Source organism: Brevundimonas sp. (assembly GCF_041688735.1).
GTDB lineage: Bacteria > Pseudomonadota > Alphaproteobacteria > Caulobacterales > Caulobacteraceae > Brevundimonas.
On sequence record NZ_JBDNHO010000069.1, the window covers coordinates 13,590 to 37,859 of the forward strand.

The following is a 24,270-nucleotide window of genomic DNA, read 5'->3' on the forward strand; positions in this document are numbered from 1 at the left end:
CCTACAGACATGGCCACCGCAGCCGAAAACCTCGCTCATGACCACGACGGTCATGACGATCACGACCACAAGCCGGGCTTCTTCACCCGCTGGTTCCTGTCGACCAACCACAAGGACATCGGCACGCTGTACCTGCTGTTCGCCATCATGGCAGGCCTGGTCGGCGGCGCGCTGTCCGGCCTGATCCGTATGGAACTGGCCGAGCCCGGCATCCAGTATTTCGTCGAGGGCGGGATCATCCAGCAACTCGGCTTCGTCGAGGCCTCCAAGCACGGCTACAACGTCACCGTCACTGCCCACGCCCTGATCATGATCTTCTTCATGGTGATGCCGGCAATGATCGGCGGGTTCGGAAACTGGTTCGTGCCGATCATGATCGGCGCGCCGGACATGGCCTTCCCGCGCATGAACAACGTCTCGTTCTGGCTGCTGGTCTCGGCCTGGATCCTGCTGATCCTGTCGATGTTCGTCGACGGCGGACCGGGCAAGGGGTTCGGCGGCGGCTGGACCATCTATCCGCCGCTCTCGACCACCGGCCACACCGGCCCGGCGATGGATCTGGCGATCTTCTCGCTGCACGTGGCGGGTGCCAGCTCGATCCTGGGCGCGATCAACTTCATCACCACCATCTTCAACATGCGCGCGCCGGGCATGACCATTCACCGGATGCCGCTGTTCGCCTGGTCGGTGCTGATCACCGCCTTCCTGCTGCTGCTGAGCCTGCCCGTCCTGGCCGGCGCTATCACCATGCTGCTGGCCGATCGCAACTTTGGCACCTCCTTCTTCGACCCCGCCGGCGGCGGCGACCCGGTCATGTTCCAGCACCTGTTCTGGTTCTTCGGCCACCCCGAGGTCTACATCCTGATCCTGCCGGGCTTCGGCATCGTCAGCCACATCGTCTCGACCTTCTCGAAGAAGCCGATCTTCGGCTATCTCGCCATGGCCTATGCCATGGTCGCCATCGGCTTCGTCGGCTTCATCGTGTGGGCCCACCACATGTACACGGTCGGCATGAGCGTGAACCTGCAAGCCTATTTCATCGCCGCGACCATGATCATCGCGGTGCCGACGGGGGTGAAGATCTTCAGTTGGATCGCCACCATGTGGGGCGGCTCCATCAGCTTCAAGACGCCCATGCTGTGGGCGATCGGCTTCATCTTCCTGTTCACCGTCGGCGGCGTGACCGGCGTGGTCCTGGCCAACGCTGGCATCGACTACACCCTGCACGACACCTACTACGTCGTGGCCCATTTCCACTATGTGCTGTCGCTGGGTGCCGTCTTCGCCATCTTCGGCGGCTTCTACTACTGGTATGAAAAGATGTTCGGGGTGAAGTACAACGAATTCCTCGGCTGCCTGCATTTCTGGATCATGTTCGTGGGCGTGAACATCGTGTTCTTCCCGCAGCATTTCCTGGGCCTGCAGGGCATGCCACGCCGTTACGTCGATTACCCCGACGGCTTTGCCTTCTGGAACTACGTGTCGTCGGTGGGCTACGCGATCACATCGGTCGGCGTGCTGGTGTTCCTGGTCATGCTGGCCGAGTCCGCCATCCGCCGTCGCAAGGGCGTCGCCAATCCGTGGGGCGAAGGTGCCACCACGCTGGAGTGGACCCTGTCCTCGCCGCCGCCGCACCACCAGTTCAACGAACTGCCGGTGGTGAAGGCCGACGAACACTAGAGACTACCCAGACCCGTCATCCTCGGGCTTGACCCGAGGACCGGATGTGGTGCGAAACAGATCGAGGCAAGAGGCCCCGGACGTCGATGCGTCCGGGTTCCGTCCTTACCGACCCACCCCCGGCCCTCGGGTCAAGCCCGAGGGTGACGGTGATAGATTGAGGCTAATGGCTCAGACCGAAAGCGCACCCGCGATCTCCACCGCCCAGCCGGAAGACTTCTTCCAGCTGTTGAAGCCGCGCGTGATGTCGCTGGTGGTCTTCACCGCCGTGACGGGTCTGGTGGTCGCGGGCGGCGACATCGACTGGATTTCCGCCTGCATCGCCATCCTATGCATCGCCGTCGGCGCCGGCGCGGCCGGAGCTCTGAACATGGCGCTGGAAGGCGAAACCGACGCCCTGATGCGGCGCACGCGCGGACGGCCGGTGGCGGCGGGGCGCGTCCGCAAGAACGACGCGATGACCTTCGGCGTCATCCTCTCGGCCTTCTCGGTCATGCTGCTGGGCATGGCGACCAACTGGCTGGCCGGCGGCCTGTTGCTGCTGACCATCGTCTATTACGCCGCCTTCTACACCCTGCTGCTCAAGCGCCGGACACCCCTGAACATCGTCATCGGCGGCGCAGCCGGGGCCTTTCCGCCGGTCATCGGCTGGGCCGCGGCCACCGGCCAGGCACCGTGGCAGGCTTGGCTGCTGTTCCTGATCATCTTCCTCTGGACCCCGCCACACAGCTGGGCACTGGCCCTTTATTCCGCCGGGGACTACGCCAAGGCCGGCATCCCGATGATGCCCGTGGCGCGCGGGGCCAAGAGCACCCGCCTGCAGATCCTGCTCTACACCCTGGTCTTTGTGCCCGTGGCCATCGCGCCCGGCCTGACCGGACTGGGCGGACCGATCTATCTGGTCGTTTCGATCCTCGGCGGTCTCGGCTTCCTCGGTCTGGCGATCCGGCTGTGGCGCTCGCGGGCGGGGGATCAGCCCGACAAGGCCGAGGCCGTGGGGCGAGAAGCCGCATTGTATGACGTGCGCGCCGATGCCAAACCGGCGCGTGATCTGTTCGCCTTTTCGATCCTCTATCTGATGGCCCTGTTCGCCGCCCTTCTGGTCGACCGATTCGCCGCCGTCCCGGGACTTTGACCGCATGCGCCGCCTCACCTCCGAAGAGCTCAACGCCCGCGGCAAGCGCAATCTGGCCATCGCCGCAGCGCTGGTCGTCTTCATCGTGCTGGTGTTCGGCGTGACGGTGCTGAACCTGAAGCGCAACTTCGACGCCCGCGCCGACGCCATCGCGGCGGGCCAGCCAGTAGGTTACGCCGGATGAAGCCGAATCACGTCATCGCCGCGGCCTGCGTCTTCGGCGTTATGGCCATGACCGGCGCGGCCTTCGCCGCCGTGCCGCTGTACCGGCTGTTCTGTCAGGTCACGGGTTTCGACGGCACCACCATGAGGGCGGACAAGCCCTCGGAAGTGATGCTGGACCAGACCGTCCTGATCCGGTTCGACACCAATGTGCGCGGGGACCTGCCCATGGCCTTCAAGGCGAAACAGGTGACCCAGAGGGTGCGGATCGGCGAGACGGGCATCGCCATGTTCGACGTCACCAACACCGGCGAGAAGATCATCCACGCCACGGCCTCCTACAACGTCGTGCCGGAACGGACGGGCCCCTATTTCCAGAAGCTGCAATGCTTCTGCTTCGAGGGACAGACCATCGCCCCTGGCGAAACCAAGGCCTTCCCCGTCCAGTATTTCGTGGCCCCGGAAATGGCGACGGACCGCGAGAGCCAGGGCGTCCGCGAGATCACCCTCAGCTACACCTTCTATCCCACCCAGGGCTTCGACGAGGCCGTGAATGGCGTGCCGGGCACTGGCGCAGCCGGATAGCGGACGCTATAGCCCACACCAATACTTCTCGACCCTTCAAGAGACGCTGATGGCCGACGCTCACGCCGCTCCTCACCACGACTACCATCTGGTCAATCCCAGCCCATGGCCGCTGGTGTCCTCGGCCGCCGTGACGCTGATGATGGTCGGGGCCGTGGTGTGGATGAAGGGCCTCGTCGGCGAAGACGCCGGCGCCGTCGCCGGAGCATTGCTCGCCAAGGGCGACAAGGCCCTGTTCTTCGCCGGTTTCGCCGGCGTCCTGTTGTCCATGTTCGGCTGGTGGGCGGACGTTATCAAGGAAAGCAAGGCGGGCGACCACACCCCGGTCGTGTCGATCGGCCTGCGCTACGGCATGGTGCTGTTCATCGCTTCGGAGGTCATGTTCTTCGCGGCGTTTTTCTGGATTTTCTTCGAGATGGCGGTCTTCAACGAAGCCCGTGCGCACATCCCCGAAGTGGCCCTGTGGGCTGACACGGCCGCGGCCTGGTCGACCTGGCCGCCCAAGGGCGTAGAGACGCTGGATGCGTGGCAGCTGCCGCTGCTCAACACCGTGATCCTGCTGCTGTCCGGCACGACCGTGACCTGGGCTCACCACGCGCTTCAGGTGGGCGACCGGAAGGCGGCCAAGACGGGCCTGTTAATCACAGTCGCGCTCGGCATCCTGTTCAGCGGGGTACAGGTCTATGAGTACTACCACATCCTGCACGAGAACCTGTTCTTCAACGAAGACGCCGCCAACTCGGGCCTGTATGGGTCGATCTTCTTCATGGCGACGGGCTTCCACGGCTTCCACGTCCTGATCGGCACCATCTTCCTGGCCGTCTGCCTGCTGCGCCTCTATGCGGGCCAGATGAGCCCCGCCAAGCATTTTGGCTTCGAAGCCGCGGCCTGGTACTGGCATTTCGTGGACGTGGTGTGGTTGTTCCTGTTTGCCTTTGTCTACGTCACCTACGGGTGACTGACGGCCCCTCAGGGCATGATCTCAAACCGGCGCGGGACGAACAGTCCCGCGCCTCTTTGCTTGAGGGGGTTGGGCGGATCGACCCGATCCGCGCCGGTCTTCTTTGTCGTTGTCCCAACTGCGGCAAGGGTCCGCTGTTCGCGGGATTCCTCAAGGTCGTCGATCGCTGCGCCGTCTGCGGCTTCGACTTCACCCGGATGAACACCGGCGATGGAGCGGCCATCTTCATCATGCAGATCGCCGGCGGCATCGTGGTGTTCGGCGCCCTGTTCGTGCAGATCGCATACAACCCGCCGATCTGGGCCTTGCTGGTCGTGGCCCTGCCATTGGTCCTGGCGCTGTGTCTCGGACTGATGCGGCCGGGCAAGGGCGTGATGATCGCCCTGCAGATGCGCAACAAGGCGGGACAGGCGCATTCCTCCCCCGCCGGGGGAGGGGAACCGCGAAGCGGTGGAGGGGGCCAGCCCCAGACGCCGTCGCCGGCCGTCAGCCCCCTCCACCACCCTTCGGGCGGTCCCCCTCCACCGAAGGGGGAGGACTAGATGCGCACGCGCTTTCCTTTCGGCCTGACGGTCGCGGCCGCCGTCGCGTTCGTCGCCCTGTGCGCGCTCGGCGTCTGGCAGGTTGAGCGGATGCAGTGGAAGAACAACCTGGTCGCCATGTCCGACGCGGTGGCCGGTCTGTCCGCGTCGGACATCAAGACCGGCTTCCGGCGCGGCGAGTTCGCTCGGGTCGCGATGGATTGTCCGGGACTGGCGACCGCCCCCTATGTGGAACTCCAGACCATTCACGATGGTGAGGCTGGCGTCCGGCTAATTTCAGCCTGCCGTCCCGCGAACTTTTCGTCAGCCGTTCTCGTCGATCGAGGCTTCGTTTCCGAGACTGTTTCCGCCCGGCCGCAGGTCGTGGCGACGACCGTCCCGACACGCATCGAGGGCCAGTTGCGACAACCCGCGCCGCCCGGACCCATGGCCCTGCCGCCAGAGGGAAACCGGTTCTTCGCGCGTGATCACACGGCGATGGCCGAGGCGCTGGGCGTCCGTCCGAATGTCATGCCGATGATGGTCTATGCGACCATCTCCTCCAATCCGGAATGGTCGGCGCTCAAGCCGTCCGCGCCCCCCGCCGCCTTCTCCAAAAACCACCTCGGCTATGCCCTGACCTGGTTCGGGCTGGCGCTGGCGCTGGTGGGTTTCTACATCGTTCTGCTCCGTCGAAGGCTAACCTCCTGACCGCCAAGCTTCACACCCTGTCTAACGGCGTCCGCGTCGTCTGCGACCCGATGCCGGGGTTGCGCACGCTCGCCCTGACCATCGCCGTCCGCGGCGGCGCGAAATGGGAAACCGAAGCGACGTCGGGATGGTCCCATTGTCTCGAACATCTCGTCTTCAAGGGCGCGGGCGACATGGGCGCGCGCGAGATCGTCGAACGCATCGAGGCCGAGGGCGGGTCGCTGAACGCCGCCACGGGTTATGAGCGGACCAGTTTCGAGGTGCGGGCGCTGCACGGCTCCCTGCCGCTGGCCATGCAGGTGGTGTCGGACCTGGTCTTCCGCCCCACGCTCGATTCCGGCGAGATCGAGCGCGAGAAGGACGTCGTGGCGCAGGAGATCGCCGAGGCCTTCGACACGCCCGACGACCATGTCTTCGAAATGGCCCAGACCAAGGCCTGGGCCGGCCAGCCATTGGGCCGGCCGATCCTGGGTTCGGTCAAGAGCCTGAAGCCGATCACGCGGGCTTCCATCGCCGACTGGCGGGCGCGGCTGTATTCGCCCGACCGCATGGTCGTGGCCGTGTCCGGCGCGGTGGATGAGGCCGAGCTGCTGGCCCTGGCCGAGTGCTGGTTCGGCGACCAGACCCCGACACCCGCCCGGACCCCTGACGCGCCGCGCTTCACCGGTGGCGACGCGGCCCTGTCGCGGCGGATCGAACAGGCCAACATCGTCTTCCAGCTGCCGGCCCCGTCGGCCCGGGACCCCGCCTATCCGGCGGCGCGGCTGATGACCGAAATCCTCGGCGGGGGCATGGCCTCGCGACTGTTCCAGAGCGCCCGCGAGGAGCGCGGCCTGGCCTATGCCATCGACGCCTATCATGAGCCCTATGAGGACGCTGGCATCCTCGGCATCTTCGCCGGGGCGTCCGCCGACCGCGCGGTCGAACTGGCCCAGGTCTGCGCGGCCGAGCTGAAGGCACTGGCCGAGACCGGGCCGACGCCGGCGGAACTGTCCCGCGCCAAGGCGGTGATGAACGCGGGCCTGTGGATGTCGGACGAAAGTCCGGCGGCGCGCGCGGGCCGGGCGGCGGCCCAGGTGCTGATTTTCGGCGCACCCATCTCCTCCCAGACCATGGCCGACCGCACCCTGAGCCAGACCGTCGAGGACATCCGGCGCGCCGCCGCGGGCTGTCTGTCGGCCGGAAAGGCCGCGACCGCCGTCCTGGGGCCGAAAGCCGCCGCGCTCGCGGGTCCCGCATTCCGCGACGCCCTGTTCGGCTGAATGACGGGAAAAGCGGAATCGCCAGCTTTCCAAACCTTGGCGCGGGACGCTAATCTCCCGGCATGGCGCTGCTCGACTGGATAAGCGAGGTCACCGGACCGGTCGTCAAGGGCGAGGGCATCGCCCTGAGACCGCCCCGCGCCGGCGACTACGAAGCCTGGGCCACCCTGCGCCAGCTGTCATTCGCCTATCTGCAGCCGTGGGAGCCGTCCTGGCCCGAGGACGACCTGACCCGGCCGGCCTTCAAACGTCGACTGGCGATCTATGCGCGCGAGATGGAGGCGGGCCACGCCTGGCCACTTCTCATCTTCGCCGAGGCGGATCAGGCGCTGGTCGGGGCGATAACCCTGTCCAACGTCCGACGCGGCGTCGCCGAGACCGGCACCGTCGGCTACTGGATCGGTCAGCCGCACGCCGGGCGCGGCCACGCGACCGCCGCCGTGCGCGCCGTGGTCCACCATGCCTTCACGGAATTGCGCCTGCATCGGGTGGAAGCGGCCTGCGTGCCGACTAACGTCGGGTCGCGCCGGGTGCTGGAAAAGGCGGGCTTCACTCTCGAGGGCGAGGCCCGGGCTTATTTGAAAATTAACGGCGCATGGGCAGACCATCTGCTGTTCGGCATCGTCGATGACGGGTCGGGCGCGGTGGCTGATTCCAGTCGCCCTGACAGGACCGGTCAAAGCTTTTGAACACTCGCTCCAGAAGTCTGGCCTGGGACGCGACGACCGCCATCGAGGCGCTGGCCGCCGCAGACACGGCACTGTGGATCTGGAGTCCGTCGGACGACCAGATGCGGTTCACGGGCGCGACGCGGGCTTTGGGCCTCGGGCCACTGGCCCCCGAATGCTCGGGCGCCGCCTTCACCGCGGTCGCCATCCCGCAGGACCGGTCGCTGGCCGAGCGCATCCTCAAGCCGCAGGAAGAGGGGAGCGAGGTCGCCATCCGCCTGCGCATGCGGGACTCCGAAACCTGCCTGTGGCGCGGCGTCTGGCTGGAGGACGGTCTGCGCGCCGCCGGCGTGGTGGCGCTGGAAACGAAGTTCGCGGCCTCGCACCGGGATCACCTGACCGGCCTGCTGGACCGGCGGACCTTTCTCGTGCGCGTCGGAGAGGTGCTGACCCAGCCCGGCGACTATGAGCTGGTGGTGGCCGACGTGGATCGCCTGCGTCGCCTGAACGAGGCCCTGGGCCACGAGCGGGCCGATCTGGTGCTGGCGGCGCTGGGGTCGCGCCTGAACGCCGCCTTCGCCCATGACGCCCATGCGGCGCGGATCGGCGAGGACGAGTTCGCCATTCTGGTGCCCCGCGGCGCCGGCGCGGCCGCGGAACGGCTGCGCGAGGCGCTCGAACAGCCGCTGCGCGTCGCCGGCTTCGACATCTATCCGACCCTGTCCATCGGCGCCGTGGCGGTCGAGGGCGGGCCGGACGCGGCCGATCCGGCCGAATTGCTGCGCCGCGTCGAACTGGCCGTGGAACAGGCCAAGACCGCGGGGCGCGGCGGGGCCGCCGCCTACGGACGCGCGCTGGAAAGCGACAGCCTGTCCCGTCTCGCTCTGGAGGCCGACCTGCGCAACGCCTTCGTGCGCGGCGAGATCGAGCCCTTCTATCAACCCATCGTCAATCTGGTTACCGGCGCCGTCGCCGGGTTCGAGGCGCTGGCGCGCTGGCGTCACCCCAAGCGCGGTCTGGTGCCGCCGGATGAGTTCCTCGGCCTGACCGACGAAATGGGCCTGATGAATGATCTGGGCCTGCTGATGATGACCCGCGCCGCCCACCAGCTGGCCGAGTGGCTGGAGCGGCATCCTGCGGCCGGAAACCTGTTCTGCAGCGTCAATCTGTCGGTCGGCGAAATCGAGCGGCCAAATCTGGTCGAGGACGTCGCCCGCATCATCTCCGAGGCCGGCCTGCCCAAGGGCGCGCTGAAGCTGGAGGTGACCGAAGGCGACATCATGCGCGACACCACCCGCGCCGCCGACACCCTGAAGAAGCTGCGTGACGCCGGCGCCTCGCTGGCGCTGGACGACTTCGGCACCGGTTTCAGCTCACTCAGCTATCTGGCGCGCCTGCCCTTCGACACGCTCAAGATCGACCGCTATTTCGTGCTGACGATGGACAAGGACGAGGGCTCGGCCAAGATTGTCAAATCGGTCGTCAACCTGGGCCGCGACCTGTCGCTGGAAGTTGTCGCCGAGGGCGTCGAGAACGCGGTCCTGGCCAGCCTGCTGCTGGACGCCCAGTGTCACTACGGCCAGGGCTTCGGCTATGCCCAGGCCCTGCCGGCCCAGGAGGCCGAGGTCTATCTGAACGAGTCCCTCGCCGACGGCACGGCCCCGATCAGGGCGCGGTCGGCGTAGGTCGCGGAGCCAGAGGCTGATGTCCGCCATGGATGCGAATCCGGGATCTGGACGAACGGGAACAGAAACCGTCAAGCGCCGGCGAAGAAGTTATTCACGGGCAGCCTCTGCGTGTGGACCTTCATCATCGGGTTATTCCGGCTGCGATTGCCGAGCCCTCCAACCTGAGCTGCAGCCGGTTTCTCGTCGTCCGCGCCTCTTCGGCCAGCCAATGCCGGAACCGCCGAACCTGGGGCCGGGCCAGGGAGTCTGGCCGAAACCGGGCCTGGAAGGCATGGTCAGTCCAGCACCCGGTCGACAGGGAGAAGGGTAGCGACAGCGTCCCGTCGTCCAGGCCTTCACCGATCAGTGCGAGGCCGCAGAGGGTCAGGCCCGCGTTGGCACGGACCGCCTCAAGCACCGGAGCGATCCGCTGGAAGCGCAAGCCGCGTTCCGGCGAGGTACGGCGGAAGCCCTGGACGCACACCCAGTCGGCCCAGTCCGGCGCGGCAGGATCATCCTTGTAGAAGTCGAGGTGCAGCAGGGGGAACCCCTCGAGCCTGTCTCGCTCGAGCGTCCCTGCGATCCGGAGAATGTTCTCTGGTGAACCGACGGGGATGATGAAATCCCGGAAAAGGACATCCCGGTTGGGCTCGTCCGCGGCCTGGTCAAAGTTGATCTCGCAATCGACCGACCCGAGCCGCAACGGGGCCTCGCCTTCGCCGTTGATGCAGAACAGGATGTTCGGGTGCTGGGCTCGAAAGCGATGCAGCCGAGGCTTCAGCCACAACTCGGCGACATCGGTCAGCGCCGCGACATGGATCTCATGCCCGCGCTGAAGATCAAGCGCCTCGGCCACCGCCTCCAGTTCGCGAAAGGCCGTCCGCAGGCGATCCACGGAGGGGTGGACGGCTGGACTGGGTGACAGCCCGGAACGGCCACGCGTGAGCAGATCCACGCCCAGATAGTCCTCCAGCACCTTGATGCGCTGTCCAACGGCCGCCGGGGTGATGGAAAGCTTGTCCGCCGCTGCCGTCAGAGAGCCGTATCGCAAGGCGGCGTCCAGCGCCTGAAATGAACGGAGATGGGTGGGGGCGACCATGATCCGATACTAAAGGCAGGCTTTAGCATCGACAAGAAAGTTTAGCTTCCCTGGCGCGCCTGTTCATCTGATGCTGCATCCAGAAAACAAGGAGCATGTGATGAGCCAGCAGAAACGATATCTGATCGAACGCGACATCCCCGGCATCGGAGGCATGTCCGTGGTCGAACTGTGCGGGGCCGCACGGGCATCCAATGGCGCGATCGAGCAACTCGGCGGCGCGGTTCAGTGGCAGCACAGCTATGTCGCCGGGGATAAGTCCTTCTGCATCTATTTGGCCGGCAGCGAAGACGCCGTGCGCAAACACGCAGAGCTGAGCGGCATCCCGGCGACCCGCATCACGGAAGTGCCCCTGATCATCGATCCCCTCACCGCCAACAACTGACCCATGGCCCATGGGCCGAACCCGGGAGAGTCGTCATGCGAGGCCTGAGCTCAGCTGTTTACAGTGTGTTCGCTTACGTCGTCTTTTTCGGCAGCTTTCTCTACGCGATCGGCTTTGTTCAGAATGCCGTCGTTCCGAAAACGATCGACAGCGGGGTGGCAGGTCCGCTCCTGCCCTCGCTTCTGATCAACCTGGTCCTGTTGGGCGTATTCGCGGTCCAGCACTCGGTCATGGCGCGGCCGGCGTTCAAGAGGGTCTGGACCCGCCTCGTTCCGGCCGAGAGCGAGCGCAGCACCTATGTCCTGTTCGCAAGCCTGGCCCTCCTGCTTCTGTACTGGCAGTGGCGGCCGCTTCCGCAGACCGTGTGGTCGCTGGAGGACCCTGTTCTCTCTGCCGGCCTTATGGCCGTCGCCTGGTTTGGCTGGGGCATGGTGCTCGTCAGCACCTTCCTGATCAGCCACTTTCACCTGTTCGGCCTGTCACAAGGTTTTGCCAGGATTCTCCGCCGAACGGGCCACGGCGACGCCGCGTTCACGACGCCGTTCCTGTACCGCTGGCTGCGGCATCCCATCTATGCGGGCTTCATCATCGCCTTCTGGGCGACCCCCAACATGAGCCTGGGGCATCTGGTGTTCGCGATCGGCACGACAGGCTACATCCTGATCGGCATCTGGCTAGAGGAGCGCGATCTGGTCGCCCAGTTCGGTGACCGATATCGGCAGTATCGCGAGACCGTGGGGATGCTGATCCCGAAACGTGCCAGCCGGTCCCGCGACAAGCGTCCTGCATGACGGAGCGGGCACCGCTGCCGGAGACCACTTCGAGCACGGTGTCGATCCTGGAAGCGGATTATGTCGTGGTCGGCGCTGGCGCGGTGGGACTGGCTTTCGTCGATGTCCTGCTGGACCAGACCGACGCCGATATCCTGCTGATCGACCGGCGCGCTGAACCGGGCGGTCACTGGCGCGACGCCTATCCGTTCGTCAGGCTTCACAATGTATCGGCGCTGTATGGGGTGAACTCCAGGCCGCTGGGCTCCGGCGCGCTTGACACGACGGGGCTCGACGCCGGCTGCATGGAGCGGGCGGGCCTGACCGAGATCCTCGACTATTACGACACGGTGTTTCGAGAGACGCTGCTGGCGAGCGGACGGGTCAGGTGGCTTCCAGAGCATGACTACAGGCCTGAAGGCGTCGCCGTATCTCTGGTCGACGGCAAGGCTTTGAGCATCCGGGCGCGCCGCCGGGTCGTCGATGCGACCTTTACCGACGCGCGGCTTCCCAAGACCCATGGCCCTGGCTTCCCTGTGGCCCTGGGCGTCCGGTGCATCAGCCCCGATGCGCTGGAGGTCAGGGCCGACGGCGCGTCCGGCTATACGGTGATCGGTGCCGGCAAGACGGCGATGGACGTGGCGTTGCACCTGCTCTCGCAAGGTGTCGATCCGGACGACATCGCGTGGGTCCGGCCGCGCGAGCCGTGGCTTCTGAATTGCAGGCGGCTGCAACCGGCCGAGCCCTTCTTCGAGGATACCGTCGGAGGCTTGGCCGACGAGATGGAGGCCGCGAGCCAGGCCGGTTCCGTCGACGAGTTCTTCCTGAAGCTGGAAGCGGCCGGTGTCGTCCTGCGGCTGGACCGCGCTGTCGTCCCGACCATGTTCCGTTGTGCGATCGCCGGTGAGCGCGAGGTCGAGGCGTTGCGTTCGGTACGCGACGTCGTGCGCCTGGGTCATGTCATGGCCCTGGAGCCCGATCGGATGGTGCTCGAACACGGCGTCCTCATGTTCGACCGTGATCGCGTCCATGTGCATTGCACCGCAGACGGTGTGCCGAGAAAGACGCCGGTGCCGATCTTTCAGAAAGACCGGATCGTCCCTCAGTATGTTCGCCGCTGCGCGCCCGTGTTCGCGGCCGCCATGATCGCGCGCATCGAGGCGCTGAACCTGACCGACGCCGAGAAGAACGATCTCTGCCAGACCGTGCCGATGGTCGATGAACCGGCGCACTGGGTTCAGGCGCATCTGATCGAGGGGCGCAATCGTCTCCGCTGGAACGGCGTGCCCGAGCTTCGCACTTGGCTCGCCACCTCCCGGCTCGACGGTTTCGGCAAGATGATCACCCGCGTTGCCGCCAATCCGACCCCCGCCCAGGCCGCCGTTCTGGATCGCTACAGACGCGCCCTGCAGCCCGGCTACGCAAGGATGAGTGAGTGGGTCTCTTCGGGGCGACCGCAGGTGGGTGCAACAACGGCGTCGCTTCCGGGTGGCTGACGCAGTTCAACCCCCCGCGAGGTCGGGCTTCAGCGAACACGACCGATGGGGGACCCTCCGAACCGCCGCTGTGAGTCAGATCGAGCCACCCGCGACAGCCCATCGCCATGTACGCGACGTCTCAACCGCCGCCTCCGCCCCCTAAGCCCGCCCGCTCTGCACCGACAGCTGTGAGGGGTCGACGCCCATGGCATCCACTGCCGTCACCTCCGGGGCAACTGGCTGTAAGCGCAGATGAACCCGGCCGGTGAAGACAGTCGACGCGCCGACCTTCAGAACAGGCCGACGGTGTAGGCGGTGTAAGCGAGATAGGCTGCGACGAGGACCAGGCCTTCTTTCCGGCTCAGCCGCCGGCCGGTGAGGGCCAACAGCATGACAACGACAGACACGCCCACCAGGAACCAGAGGTCGAAGGCCATGATGCTGGCCGGCACACCCGTGGGCGCGACCGCGCCAGTGATGCCGCCGATGAACAGGATGTTGTAGATATTGGACCCGAGCACATTGCCCAGCGCAATGTCGCCCTGTTTGCGATAGGCCGCGACGGCGGAAGTGACAAGTTCCGGGAAGGACGTGCCGACCGCCACTATGGTCAGCCCGATGATGGCGTCGCTCACCCCAAGCATTTCGGCCATCGCGATGGCGGCATTCACCAGAAGGGTGCCGCCGCCCACGATCAGCACGAGACCGGCGAGGAACAGCAGAATGGCGATCGACAGCTTGCCGCCCGGCTTTCCCTGCGGAACCAGGGCCGGGTCGAGATTCTCCATGGCCATGGCGCGGTCGTAGGCGGCACTGTGGGAGGTTCCCGCACGTTCCTGACGAAAGGCGTAATAGATGTATCCCGCCATCGCGATCAGAAAGGCGATGCCCACCTCGCGGGACAGGCCGACGGTCGCGCCCGCCGCGAGCAGCGCCAGGGCAGCCAGGGTTCCGACGCCGCCGTCGCGCCACAGGGCGCGCGTCTTGACCGCGATGGGTGCGATCAACGCCGCTATTCCGAGGATAAGCAAGGTATTTGCGATGTTCGATCCGACGATATTGCCGATGGCAATGCCCGGAGATCCGGCGAGGCTGGCCTGCACGCTGGCGGCCAGTTCGGGCATCGAAGTGCCCATGCCGACCACTGTCAGGCCGATCAGCATCGGCGAAAGACGCAGCCGCTCGGCGATCCGCACGGCCCCGCGCACCAGCAGGTCACCGCCCGCGATCAGCAGGACAAGGCCCAGCAACAGGAACAGCGAATCCGCGAGCATGGTGTGAGAGAACCCTTGGTGGGGAGATTGGCTGTCAGCTATTAGTTTGGTGCCCTTCACCTGTCACCGGGTTTTTGCCAGCGCATCGGAGGCCACGATCTACTGCCCTGGAGCCTTCCGTTGAATCGGAGCCTGCCAGGACGAACCCACCAGAAGCGGCCGCGTCCGAAACGGGCCGAATGTGGTCTCCGCGCCCTAAGCCCGCCCGCTCTGCCCAGACAGCTGTGCCGGGTCGATGCCCAGTCCGGCCAGGGCCCGCGTCCATTTGGCGGGGTAGTCCGGGTCGAAGATCAGGTCCGGGTCGGCGTCGGCGGTCAGCCAGACGTTCTCGCCCAGCTCTTCCTCCAGCTGTCCCTCGCCCCACCCGGCGTAGCCGAGTAGCAGGACGGAGCGGCGTGGCCCGGTTTCGGGGTCCACCATGGCGGCCAGCGCCTCGCGCGTCGCGGTCATGGCCAGGCCCTCGCCAAAGGGCATGGTGGCGTCCGGCGCGATCCAGTCGTCCGTGTGCAGCACGAAGCCGCGTTCCCGTTCCACCGGGCCGCCGACCAGAACGGCGCGGTCCGCCGCGCCTTGGGGGGCTTCGGTCTCCAGCTTGGTCAGGACCGCCCTCAGATTGACGCCCGGCGCCGGGCGGTCGAGTCGCAGGCCCATGGCATGGTCGGGCTCGTGGGCGCAGACCAGGATGACGGCGTGCTCGAACCGGGGGTCGCCGATGCCGGGCATGGCCACCAGAAGCCGACCGACGAGGGATTGGAACTCAGCCATGTCCCCATCATCGGGACGGGGAGCAGCCGATGCAAGACGGCGCGGGCTTGGCGCGGGCGCATCGGTTCTCTATCTGACGCGGGACGATATCGTCCCCCCTTTCCCGGAGCCTGCCATGACCGTCCAGATCGGCGACCGCATTCCCTCGGCCAACCTGACCCGCGCCACCGAGGAAGGCCCCAAGCCCGTCACCACGGATGACGTCTTCTCCGGCAAGACCGTGGCCCTGTTCGCCGTTCCGGGCGCCTTCACGCCGACATGCTCCGTCCGCCACCTGCCGGGGTTCAAGGACCATCGCGCCGACCTGGCCGGCAAGGGGGTGGATACAGTGGCCTGCGTCTCGGTGAACGACGCCTTCGTCATGGGGGCCTGGGCCGACAGCCAGGGCATCGGCAAGGACGACATCGTCATGCTGGGCGACGGCAACGGCGACTTCACCCGGGCCCTGGGCCTGTCGATGGACGCCAAGGGCTTCGGCATGGGCGAGCGCTCGCAGCGCTATTCGATGCTGGTCAGGGACGGCGTGGTCGAACAGCTGAACATCGAACAGGGCGGCGAGTTCAAGGTGTCGTCCGCCGAACACCTGCTGACCCAGCTTTAAGCCGCGGCGGTCTCGGGCCCCACTTCAGACTGGGCTTCAGGCCCCGCCTCAGACTGGGCCATCGTCATCACATGGGTTATGGCCCCCAGCAGCATGGGCGGCGTGATCGGCTTGGGCACGAAATAGGTCATGCCCGCGTCGGTGCAGGCCGCGATGTCATCGGGCGACGTGTCCGCCGTGACGGCAATGATGGGGGCCAGGGCATTGGGGCCGCCTCCCGCGCGGATGCGGCGCGTGGTCTCGCGGCCGTCCAGCTCCGGCATGCGGACGTCCATGAAGATCAGGTCGAAGTCGGTGGTCTCGCAGATCTTCAGCGCAGCCATGCCGTCGGCGGCGGTGGCGATGTCGCAGCCCAGCGGCTGGAGGATCAGCTGGATGGCGCGGCGGTTGATGTCGTGGTCGTCGACGACCAGGACCCGCATCGGGCGCCCTTCGTCGTCGTCCTCGACCGGGTCTTCGACCGTAGGGTCCGCGTTCGGGCTGACGGGATCCGTGGCCGGCTCTTGCTGCATCAGGCTTTGCGGCAGCGGCGGGGGCGTCGAGGGGCTGTTCGGCCGCGAAGACAGCACGCGGGCGACGGCGTCACGGCTTTCCCGATCCAGAACCGACGAGGGCGCGACGTCGCCGATCTCCGCCGCCTCGAGGCGCAGCGCGAGGGTGAAGCTCGCGCCCTTGCCCGCTTCGCTGCGGGCGGTCAGGCGTCCACCCATCAGGTCTGCCAGCTGACGGCTGATGGCCAGGCCCAGGCCGGTGCCGCCGAAGCGGGCGCTGACGCCCGGGTCGGTCTGGTCGTAGGGGGTGAACAGGCGCGTCAGCTGTTCGGCGCTCATGCCCGGGCCGGTATCGGAGACCTCGATCAGCACGGCATGGCCGCCGTTGTCTTCCGCCCAGGCGCTGAAGCGCAGGGTGATGGCGCCTTCGGCGGTGAATTTGAGCGCGTTGGAGATCAGGTTGTTCAGCACCTGACGCAAACGCATCGGATCACCGCGCACGCTGCGTGGCACGCTGGCTGCGCCCTCGATTCGCAGCTTGAGGCCCTTGCTGCGAACGGGGCCGCGCCAGAAACGGGCGCTCTGGTTCAGCAGGTCGCGCAGATCGAAGTCGATGGCGTCCACCGTCATGTGGCCGGCGTCCAGCTTGGCGTGATCCAGCAGGTCGTCGAGCAGGGCCTTCATCATGAAGCCCGCGTCGCTGATCAGCCGGGCCTGTTCCCGGGCCGAGTTGTCCTTCGCGCCGCGCTCCAGTTCGGCCGATCCGGTCAGAATGGCGCTGATCGGGGTGCGAAGATCATGGCCGATGGCGGCCAGGAAGGCACCCCGGCCTTCCATGATCCGCTCGGCGCCGGCGCACTTCTCTTCGGCTTCGACGCGGGCCGCGCTTTCGGCGACGCGCGCATGGTTCATGCGCTGCCAGGTTGACAGGCAATAGGTGATGAAGACGCCGACCGCGATGGCGGCGGCGGTCACGAAGCCGGGAGACGCTCCGAACATGGCCATGAAAACCGGCGTGGCGGCCAGGTAGAGGAAGTGCGGCGTGACCGTCAGGGCCAACACCGCCTTCGAACGAGGCGCGTTGATCATCGCATAGATCGTGCCCGCCGACAGCAGCATGGCCGCGCAGATGCCGCCCATGGGCCCGCCCACCAACCACAGCGGCACCGACAGGCTGCCGAAATAAAATACATTGCCCAGCAGGAGGACGTTGGCGGCCAGGAAACGCGCGCCGCGCAGACGCTCGACCTTGCCCTGGTTGACCGGCGAAAAAAGCCAGAGTTCGAGAAGCTGAATAGTGAAATAGCCGAGGACCCAGCCGACGCAGAGGGTCCAGCTCAGGATCGGGCTGAAGACCAGAGCGACGGCCGCGGCCATGCTCATCCGCTGCAACAGCGCCTTGCGCCGCTGGCGGATGGCCGCTGTCCAGTCGTCGGACGCGGCGGAAGGCATGTCGGCTTGGGCGATCGCCATGCAGGTCCCCGAGGATGGGCGTTACAGCCCTTCCCGCCATCATGACCCGGCTTGCCCTAACGCTCCGTCAACGCGGGGTTGAGGCGGCCTCGGAGACTGTGGAAAACCCCTCGGCGCGCAGACGGGCGGCGAGGTCGAGCTTGATGCGCCCGACCAGTCCTGGACCCTCGTAGATCAGGGCGGAATAGATTTGAACGGCGCAGGCGCCGGCGCGAATCCGGTCCCAGGCGTCCTGTCCCGACCCGATGCCGCCGACGGCGATCAAAGGCAGCCGGCGGTCCGAGGCATCCGCTGCCGCGCGCAGGGCGGCCATGGCCCGGTCCTTCAGCGCTTCGCCCGACAGGCCGCCGGCCTCGTCGCGATGGGGCGAGCGCAGGGTCGCCGGCCGATCCAGCGTGGTGTTGGACACGATCAGGGCGTCGATGCGGTGATCCAGGGCGGCCTCGACCACCATGGCGATCTCCGCGGCGGTCAGATCGGGGGCGATCTTGAGGAAGACAGGGGTCGCGTCGCCGCCGCGCGCCTCGGCCAAACGGCCCAGCAGGTCGTCCAGCGCCGTCCGTCCCTGCAAGGCGCGCAGTCCCGGCGTGTTGGGCGAAGAGACGTTGACCGTCACATAGTCGGCCAGGCCCTTCAACCTGATCAGGCCGGCCACATAGTCCGCCGCCTTGTCCTCTGTATCCTTGTTGGCGCCCAGATTTGCCCCGATCACGGCGTTTGCGGGGCGCGCCGCCAGCCGGACGGCAAAGGCCTCCAGACCCGCGTTGTTAAAGCCCATCCGGTTGATGATCGCCCGGTCTTCGCTCAGGCGGAACAGGCGCGGCTTGGGATTGCCCGGCTGGGCGCGTGGCGTCACCGAGCCACATTCGACGAAGCCGAAGCCCAGTCGCGACAAGCCCCGCAGCGCCACGCCGTTCTTGTCCAGCCCGGCTGCCAGACCGACGGGGTTGGGCAGTTCCAATGGGCCTACGGCCGTGGCCAGGACCGGATCGTCGGCGACGGGCGCGGGCAGGGGCAGGACCTGAATGGCGCGAATCGCCAGCTCATGCGCGGTTTCCGCGTCCATCCAGCGCAGCAGGGCGGTTCCGAGATCGCTCAGGGCCATCCCACCGCTCCGTCGTCGAAACGCATCACGCCCTCCCCATCCACGGACAGGGATCGCAGCCCCGGAACCGCCGCGTGGGGCAGGACGCCGTGGATGTGCGGGAACAGGTCACCGCCACGCGACGGCTCCAGTTTCAGGGTCTCGCCCAGCACCGACAGATCGACGGCCACCAGCAGCAGGTCGCCCCTGTCGCGATAGTGTCTGGCGGCCGTTTCGGCCAACTGCCCGGACGTCGACAAGTGGATGTAGCCGTCGGCCCGATCCACAGCCGATCCGGCGTAGGGGTCGCCGGACGCCTCCCATTCGGCGCGGTCCACCAGCTTGTAGGCGATGTCGCTCATTCGACCAGATCACGTGGCTGGAGATAACCCTCGAATACGCATCGCCCCGCCGGATCGACCGCGAAGATCGCCGCCGCGCCGGGCGGGAAGCCCCCGGTCATCCGGTCCAGAATCGACGGCGAGGCCGCGCTCTCGGTCAGATATTCCAGGGCCAGCAGGTGGACGCCCGGATTGTGGGCCACCACCATCAGGCAACCCGCCTCGTCCTCGGCCGCCTCGATGAAGCGTCGAAGGATTTCGGAGCCGCCATTGTAGAGGAGTTCGTCCGCGCGGACCTGAACGTCGCCGAAGGCGTCGTGCAGCAGGTCCCAGGTCTGGAGCGTGCGCGCCGCCGGAGAGATCACGGCCAGATCGGGGCGCATCCCGCGAGCGGCCAGAGCGCGTCCCATGGCGGCGGCGTCGGCCCGGCCCCGGCTGGACAGGGGGCGGTCGCGGTCGCGGCCGGAGCCCGCCGCCCGTTCCGCCTCGCCGTGACGCATCAGGATCAGTCGCTGCATGGCCCGCCCTTTAGGGCCGTTCGGCCGTTTGCGCCAGCGAGAGCCTGATCGGTTGAGGAGGAATCGCTTCGCGATTTTGCCGATGCCGTGAATCAGGCTCCAACATCATTCCGGGGTGCCGCATCGCGTGGCGACCGCTGGGCGGGCTGCGGCTGCAAACCTGGCGTCCGCACCGGCGCGGCCGCCACGGCGCCGCTCGGACGGATCCGGGCATAGGCGTGGCGCGCGGCCTCCAGCAAGATGACGCCCGCAGCCCCCGGCAGGACGCGCCGTCCGACCTGCTCGAACCCGTCCGCCAGCGGCAGCAGCGGACCCCAGGGCGGGACATAGAGGGTCTGGGACCAGGCCGTCGGCTCCAGCCCCGCGTCGCGAACCAGCCGCTCCAGCTGGCGGCGCGTGAACGGGCGGCCGTGACCGAACGGGGTGGCTTCGACGCGCGACCACAGCCCGCCCCGCGCCGCGGCGATCAGGATGATGCGACCGGCCGGCGACAGGGCCCGCACGGCCTCGAGCAAAAGCGCCTTGGGATCGTCGGCCTCCTCAAGCGCATGGACCAGCAGGATGCGGTCAAATGATCCGGCGGCGAAGGGCAGGGCGCGATCGTCCACCAGAAGCGCGCGGTTCTTGCCGGCCGAGGGCCACCGCTCGACCCCTTGGCCGCCCGGCATGGCCGCCACCACCCGGCGGGCGCCGACGAAGGCGTCCAGCCAAGGCGTCGCATAGCCCAGCCCCAGCACGTCGCTGTTGGTCGCCTCGCCCCAGGCGTCGTTCAGACGGCGGGCCAGCAATCGTCGCGCCAGCGCCCCGGTGGGCTCGCCGTAGAAGATGCGGAGGTCCTCGATACTGCGTCGCATACGGTCACCATAGGCCGGGCGAGGGGCCGCTGCTAGAATGCGGTCATGACCCTGGATGTGCGCCTGTTTGCCTGTCTGAACGACAACTACGGCCTGCTGGTCCGCGACGTCGGGTCCGGCGCGGTCGCCACGATCGATTCACCGGACGCCGAGGCCATACTGGCCGATCTCGAACGCTCGGGCTGGGGGCGGCTGGACCACGTCCTGAACACCCACTGGCACCCCGATCACACCCAGGGCAATGCGCGGCTTCAGGCCGAGACGGGATGTGTGATCACCGGCCCGGAAGAGGTTCGCAAGGCTGCGCCTCTGGATCGGGTCGTGGCCGGCGGGGACACGGTGGCGCTGGGCGACACCGTGCTGGAGGTGACCGATACCCCGGGTCACACCTTGGGGCATATCGTCTACCGGTCGGTCGCGGACAGCCAGGCCTTCGTCGGCGACGTGTTGTTCGTGCTCGGTTGCGGGCGTCTGTTCGAGGGCACTCCCGATCAAATGTGGGACAGTTTGCAGACCTTGGCCGCCTGGCCGGACGAGACGGTCATCTGGTGCGCCCACGAATACTCCGCCTCGAACGCCCGTTTCGCGCTCAGCCTTGACGACAGGCCGGAGCTGGCGGCACGGGCGGCGACGATCTTCGCGGCCACGGAACGCCGGCAATCGACCGTGCCGACCACCCTCGGCCAGGAGAAGGCTTTCAATCCCTTTCTGCGCGCCCGGGACCTCGCGGAATTCGCGGCCCTGCGGAAAGCCAAGGACGGCTTCGCAGGCTGAGCTTCAGGGTTGGGGCAGGAAGGCCCGGACGACGCGGAGCGAGGAGGGGCGGCCGGCTGTGCCCTCGTTCGGCGACACGGTGATCCGCAGCTCGCCGCGCGCATAGACGACCGAGGCGCGCGGGCCCTGGACGATGCTGATCCGGCGCAACTGGTTCAGCGACTCCCGCGCCGTCGGCGAACGCGCGATGCGCAGGATGGCATCGGTGGACAGGATCAGCGCCTCGACCGTGAGGCCTTCGGCGTTCTGATTGGTGTCGACATTGATCTCGACCAGCCGGCCCAGCGACTGGCTGACCATGTGGCTGCGCCGGGTCATCAACTGGAACAGTTGGGCCGGGCCCAGCGTCGGCGGCGACAGGCTCTGGCCCGCGCCGGCAAAGGAGGCGGGCGAACCGCCGGGCGCGCGGGGCGTGTAGATCGTCAGGCCGCCACCCGGCGTGACCCGCAGGACCTGCTCGCCCGCATCGTTGCGATAGACCACGTCGCCGCGCGGTGCCGGGGTGGGGCGCAGGACCCAGGTCTCGTCGCGCCGGTCAAAACGCAGCAGGGGGCGCTGGCCCGAACGGTCGAGGATAAAGGCCTCGCCGGAATCGGTGACATAACGACCGGAGTCGGGCGTCGCGCCCGGCCCCGTCGCGCGGTCGCGCAGGGTCCGGCTTTGCTCGGCCTGGGCGTTGCCCCGCGTCTGGGCCTGGGCAGCGCTCCCGAAGAGCAGCGACAGCGACGCGGCAACGGCCACGACGGACATAGCCATCGCGGTCGGAAGCGGGCTTCGCGCCGTTCTGACCCTCGCCGTCAACTCCATGGTGTCAATCGTGAAACCGTCGAGCGGCGGATTTTGGGCAGGTCGGGGTCAGCCGACCAGATACTGACCGCCATTCAGTGACAGGGTGCAGCCTGTGACATATCCGGCACGCTCGCCTGACAGCCAGGACACCATGTCGGCGATCTCCTCGCCCTTGCCGAGCCGCCCCACGGGGATCTGGGCGATGATGCCGGCCAGCACCTTCTCGTCCATGGCCCCGACCATTTCGGTGTCGATATAGCCGGGGGCGATGCAGTTGACGGTGACGCCTTTTCGCGCGTTCTCCAGCGCCAGCGCCTTGGTGAAGCCGATCATCCCGGCCTTGGCGGCGGAATAGTTGGTCTGGCCGATCTGGCCCTTCTGGCCGTTGATCGAGGAGATGTTGACGATCCGGCCGAAGCCCCGGTCGCGCATGCCGTTGATCACGTGACGCGTCATGTTGAAGACGCTGTCCATGTTGACGCGGATGACGTCGGACCACTGGTCGGCGCTCATCTTGTGGAAGAAGCCGTCGCGAGTGATGCCGGCGTTGTTGATCAGCACGTCGATGGGGCCCAGCTCGGCCTCCACGTCAGCGACGGCGCGGGCACAGTCGTCATAGGAGCCGACGTTGCCCTTGACCACCATGACGCCCAGCGCGCGCGCGGTGGCCTCGGCCGCCTCCACATTGCCGGAATAGCCGGCGGCGACGGACATGCCGTCTTCCTTCAACCGCTGCACAATCGCCTTGCCGATGCCGCGGGTGCCGCCCGTGACCAGAGCCACTCGAGCCATATGCGTTTCCTGTCCCTGACGGCCCCGTCTGACGCGGGGCCTGTTCAGCGAGAGGTGTAGCGGGTGCGGAGTGGCGCGGAAAGGGTGGAGCAAATCCTCCCCCATCGGGGGAGGGGGACCGCGAAGCGGTGGAGGGGGCTAAGCTCAAACGCCGCATTTGCGGTCGGCCCCCTCCGTCACGGCGCAGAGGCGCGCCGCGCCACCTCCCCCGATGGGGGAGGATTGCAGGATTAGATCTTCGCCATATCCAGCACGAACCGATACCGCACATCGGACTTCTGCAGCCGCGCATAGGCGTCGTTGATCTGATCCGGGGCGATCACCTCGATGTCGCAGGCCAGGCCGTGCTCGGCGCAAAAGTCCAGCATCTCCTGGGTCTCGCGGATGCCGCCGATCAGCGATCCGGCCACCGCCCGGCGCCGCCACAACAGGCCCATGGCATAGACCGGCAGGCCCTCGGTGGTCAGGCCCAGCATGACCATGGTGCCGTCCTTGGCCAGCAGGTTCACATGGCTGGCGATCTCGTGCGTGGCCGAAACGGTGTTGATGATCAGGTCGAAGCTCTCGCCCGCCGCCTGCATCGCCGCCTTGTCGGAGTTGATCAGGAAATGTTTGGCCCCCATCCGCTCGGCGTCCGCCTTCTTGCGGTCCGAGGTCGACAGCACGGTGACCTCCGCCCCCATGGCCGCCGCCTGTTTGACCGCCATATGGCCCAGACCGCCTAGTCCGACGACGGCGACCTTCGAGCCTGGACCCACCTTCCAGTACCGCAACGGCGAATAGGTGGTGATCCCGGCGCACAACAGCGGCGCGGCGGCGTCCAGCGGAATGCTGTCGGGGATGGTCACGACATAGTTCTGGTCGACCACGATGGCGGTGGCGTATCCGCCCTGTGTGATCTTCTGGCCCACCGCCTCACCCTTGGGATCGGGCGAGCCATAGGTCTGCGTCATGCCGGGGACGCAGTATTGCTCCTCGCCGTCCAGACAGGGTGTGCACTGCCGGCAGCTGTCGACCATGCAGCCGACACCGACCCGGTCGCCGACCTTGAAGCGGGAGACGTTCCCGCCCACCGACGTCACCACGCCCGCGATCTCGTGACCCGGCACGATCGGATAGGTCGTATTGCCCAGATCGTTCTTCACGATGTGCAGGTCCGAGTGGCAGACGCCCGCGAATTTGATCTCGATGGCCACATCGTCCGGACCCGGATCGCGCCGATCGAGGCTGAACGGCGACAGCGGGGCGTCGCTGGACGTGGCGGCGAAGGCGCGGGTGGCGATGGGCATGGGGAGGCTCCTGGATGGCCGGGCTCAATTGAGCGCGCGGACGGGGCGGCGCAATGGTCTCAGCCGAGCGTTCTGATCAGCGCCTGCGCCGCGCCAGGGTTCCCCACCTGCGCTGCGGCGATGAAATAGGCGAACACATCG

At 67.1% G+C, this 24,270-nt stretch carries 26 protein-coding genes; 15 read left to right on the plus strand and 11 right to left on the minus strand.

Annotation, left to right across the window (positions count from 1 at the left end):
* Window positions 1-9 precede the first annotated feature (9 nt).
* From ctaD to ACESMO_RS07645, 10 genes are all read left to right on the plus strand, one after another.
* Complete coding sequence (ctaD, locus tag ACESMO_RS07600; RefSeq protein ID WP_372707557.1) at window positions 10-1,680, plus strand: cytochrome c oxidase subunit I; 1,671 nt, start codon at window positions 10-12, stop codon at window positions 1,678-1,680.
* 166 nt (window positions 1,681-1,846) lie between these two features.
* Window positions 1,847-2,815 (plus strand): heme o synthase, encoded by a 969-nt coding sequence (gene cyoE, locus ACESMO_RS07605; RefSeq protein ID WP_372707558.1) that lies wholly within the window; start codon window positions 1,847-1,849, stop codon window positions 2,813-2,815.
* A 4-nt stretch (window positions 2,816-2,819) separates the two neighbouring features.
* The gene (locus tag ACESMO_RS07610; protein WP_372707559.1) at window positions 2,820-2,999 is read left to right on the plus strand and encodes a hypothetical protein; all 180 of its coding nucleotides are present in this window, start codon (window positions 2,820-2,822) and stop codon (window positions 2,997-2,999) included.
* Window positions 2,996-3,562, plus strand: a complete 567-nt coding sequence (locus tag ACESMO_RS07615; RefSeq protein WP_372707560.1) for a cytochrome c oxidase assembly protein — start codon at window positions 2,996-2,998, stop codon at window positions 3,560-3,562. The genes ACESMO_RS07610 and ACESMO_RS07615 overlap by 4 nt, the downstream gene beginning before the upstream one ends.
* A 49-nt stretch (window positions 3,563-3,611) precedes the next feature.
* Window positions 3,612-4,520, plus strand: coding sequence for a cytochrome c oxidase subunit 3 (locus ACESMO_RS07620; RefSeq protein WP_372707561.1), 909 nt, complete (start codon window positions 3,612-3,614; stop codon window positions 4,518-4,520).
* Window positions 4,517-5,065, plus strand: a complete 549-nt coding sequence (locus ACESMO_RS07625) for a DUF983 domain-containing protein (protein WP_372707562.1) — start codon at window positions 4,517-4,519, stop codon at window positions 5,063-5,065. Before ACESMO_RS07620 ends, ACESMO_RS07625 begins: the two co-directional genes overlap by 4 nt.
* Window positions 5,066-5,755 carry an SURF1 family protein gene (locus ACESMO_RS07630; RefSeq protein WP_372707563.1) on the plus strand — a complete coding sequence of 230 codons (690 nt, stop codon included), beginning with the start codon at window positions 5,066-5,068 and terminating at the stop codon, window positions 5,753-5,755.
* 50 nt (window positions 5,756-5,805) lie between these two features.
* Window positions 5,806-7,017, plus strand: a complete 1,212-nt coding sequence (locus ACESMO_RS07635) for a M16 family metallopeptidase (protein ID WP_372707564.1) — start codon at window positions 5,806-5,808, stop codon at window positions 7,015-7,017.
* A gap of 62 nt (window positions 7,018-7,079) precedes the next feature.
* On the plus strand, window positions 7,080-7,706 hold the full coding sequence (locus ACESMO_RS07640; protein WP_372707565.1) for a GNAT family N-acetyltransferase: 627 nt from the start codon (window positions 7,080-7,082) through the stop codon (window positions 7,704-7,706).
* Window positions 7,703-9,370 (plus strand): putative bifunctional diguanylate cyclase/phosphodiesterase, encoded by a 1,668-nt coding sequence (locus ACESMO_RS07645; RefSeq protein WP_372707566.1) that lies wholly within the window; start codon window positions 7,703-7,705, stop codon window positions 9,368-9,370. Before ACESMO_RS07640 ends, ACESMO_RS07645 begins: the two co-directional genes overlap by 4 nt.
* Before the next feature lie 124 nt (window positions 9,371-9,494).
* On the opposite strand, the gene ACESMO_RS07650 is transcribed toward ACESMO_RS07645, so the two are convergent.
* Entirely contained in the window at window positions 9,495-10,451 is a 957-nt protein-coding gene (locus tag ACESMO_RS07650; RefSeq protein ID WP_372707567.1) for a LysR family transcriptional regulator, read from the minus strand.
* A 100-nt stretch (window positions 10,452-10,551) separates the two neighbouring features.
* Here ACESMO_RS07650 and ACESMO_RS07655 point away from each other — a divergent pair, with 100 nt between their 5' ends.
* From ACESMO_RS07655 to ACESMO_RS07665, 3 genes are read left to right on the plus strand one after another with little or no spacing between them, the layout of a single operon-like run.
* Window positions 10,552-10,836: a DUF4242 domain-containing protein gene (locus ACESMO_RS07655; RefSeq protein WP_372707568.1), complete on the plus strand. Its 285-nt coding sequence runs from the start codon at window positions 10,552-10,554 to the stop codon at window positions 10,834-10,836.
* A gap of 35 nt (window positions 10,837-10,871) precedes the next feature.
* Window positions 10,872-11,627, plus strand: a complete 756-nt coding sequence (gene mddA / locus ACESMO_RS07660) for a methanethiol S-methyltransferase (RefSeq protein WP_372707569.1) — start codon at window positions 10,872-10,874, stop codon at window positions 11,625-11,627.
* Entirely contained in the window at window positions 11,624-13,102 is a 1,479-nt protein-coding gene (locus ACESMO_RS07665) for an NAD(P)-binding protein (RefSeq protein ID WP_372707570.1), read from the plus strand. The genes mddA and ACESMO_RS07665 overlap by 4 nt, the downstream gene beginning before the upstream one ends.
* Window positions 13,103-13,374: 272 nt before the next feature.
* Here ACESMO_RS07665 and ACESMO_RS07670 read toward each other — a convergent pair whose 3' ends face one another.
* Window positions 13,375-14,358 (minus strand): calcium/sodium antiporter, encoded by a 984-nt coding sequence (locus tag ACESMO_RS07670; RefSeq protein ID WP_372707571.1) that lies wholly within the window; start codon window positions 14,356-14,358, stop codon window positions 13,375-13,377.
* A gap of 195 nt (window positions 14,359-14,553) precedes the next feature.
* Window positions 14,554-15,123 carry a YqgE/AlgH family protein gene (locus ACESMO_RS07675; RefSeq protein ID WP_372707572.1) on the minus strand — a complete coding sequence of 190 codons (570 nt, stop codon included), beginning with the start codon at window positions 15,121-15,123 and terminating at the stop codon, window positions 14,554-14,556.
* A 115-nt stretch (window positions 15,124-15,238) separates the two neighbouring features.
* Here ACESMO_RS07675 and ACESMO_RS07680 point away from each other — a divergent pair, with 115 nt between their 5' ends.
* Window positions 15,239-15,724, plus strand: a complete 486-nt coding sequence (locus ACESMO_RS07680) for a peroxiredoxin (RefSeq protein ID WP_372707573.1) — start codon at window positions 15,239-15,241, stop codon at window positions 15,722-15,724.
* Here the strand turns inward: ACESMO_RS07680 and ACESMO_RS07685 are convergent.
* From ACESMO_RS07685 to ACESMO_RS07705, 5 genes are all read right to left on the minus strand, one after another.
* A complete protein-coding gene (locus ACESMO_RS07685) occupies window positions 15,721-17,688 on the minus strand; it encodes an ATP-binding protein (protein ID WP_372707574.1) in 1,968 nt (655 codons plus the stop codon). The genes ACESMO_RS07680 and ACESMO_RS07685 overlap by 4 nt on opposite strands.
* A gap of 67 nt (window positions 17,689-17,755) precedes the next feature.
* Entirely contained in the window at window positions 17,756-18,793 is a 1,038-nt protein-coding gene (locus tag ACESMO_RS07690; protein WP_372707575.1) for a quinone-dependent dihydroorotate dehydrogenase, read from the minus strand.
* Window positions 18,784-19,134, minus strand: a complete 351-nt coding sequence (locus ACESMO_RS07695) for a DUF952 domain-containing protein (protein ID WP_372707576.1) — start codon at window positions 19,132-19,134, stop codon at window positions 18,784-18,786. Before ACESMO_RS07695 ends, ACESMO_RS07690 begins: the two co-directional genes overlap by 10 nt.
* Complete coding sequence (locus ACESMO_RS07700; RefSeq protein ID WP_372707577.1) at window positions 19,131-19,631, minus strand: histidine phosphatase family protein; 501 nt, start codon at window positions 19,629-19,631, stop codon at window positions 19,131-19,133. Before ACESMO_RS07700 ends, ACESMO_RS07695 begins: the two co-directional genes overlap by 4 nt.
* A gap of 92 nt (window positions 19,632-19,723) precedes the next feature.
* Complete coding sequence (locus ACESMO_RS07705) at window positions 19,724-20,485, minus strand: class I SAM-dependent methyltransferase (protein WP_372707578.1); 762 nt, start codon at window positions 20,483-20,485, stop codon at window positions 19,724-19,726.
* A gap of 45 nt (window positions 20,486-20,530) precedes the next feature.
* Between ACESMO_RS07705 and gloB the strand changes: the two genes are divergently transcribed.
* The gene (gene gloB / locus ACESMO_RS07710) at window positions 20,531-21,259 is read left to right on the plus strand and encodes a hydroxyacylglutathione hydrolase (protein WP_372707579.1); all 729 of its coding nucleotides are present in this window, start codon (window positions 20,531-20,533) and stop codon (window positions 21,257-21,259) included.
* 3 nt (window positions 21,260-21,262) lie between these two features.
* Here the strand turns inward: gloB and ACESMO_RS07715 are convergent, their stop codons facing one another.
* From ACESMO_RS07715 to ACESMO_RS07725, 3 genes are all read right to left on the minus strand, one after another.
* Complete coding sequence (locus ACESMO_RS07715) at window positions 21,263-22,015, minus strand: DUF4908 domain-containing protein (protein WP_372707580.1); 753 nt, start codon at window positions 22,013-22,015, stop codon at window positions 21,263-21,265.
* Window positions 22,016-22,114: 99 nt separating this feature from the next.
* A complete protein-coding gene (gene phbB / locus ACESMO_RS07720; RefSeq protein WP_372707581.1) occupies window positions 22,115-22,840 on the minus strand; it encodes an acetoacetyl-CoA reductase in 726 nt (241 codons plus the stop codon).
* Between the two features lie 230 nt (window positions 22,841-23,070).
* On the minus strand, window positions 23,071-24,129 hold the full coding sequence (locus tag ACESMO_RS07725) for an NAD(P)-dependent alcohol dehydrogenase (RefSeq protein WP_372707583.1): 1,059 nt from the start codon (window positions 24,127-24,129) through the stop codon (window positions 23,071-23,073).
* Between the last annotated feature and the right edge of the window lie 141 nt (window positions 24,130-24,270).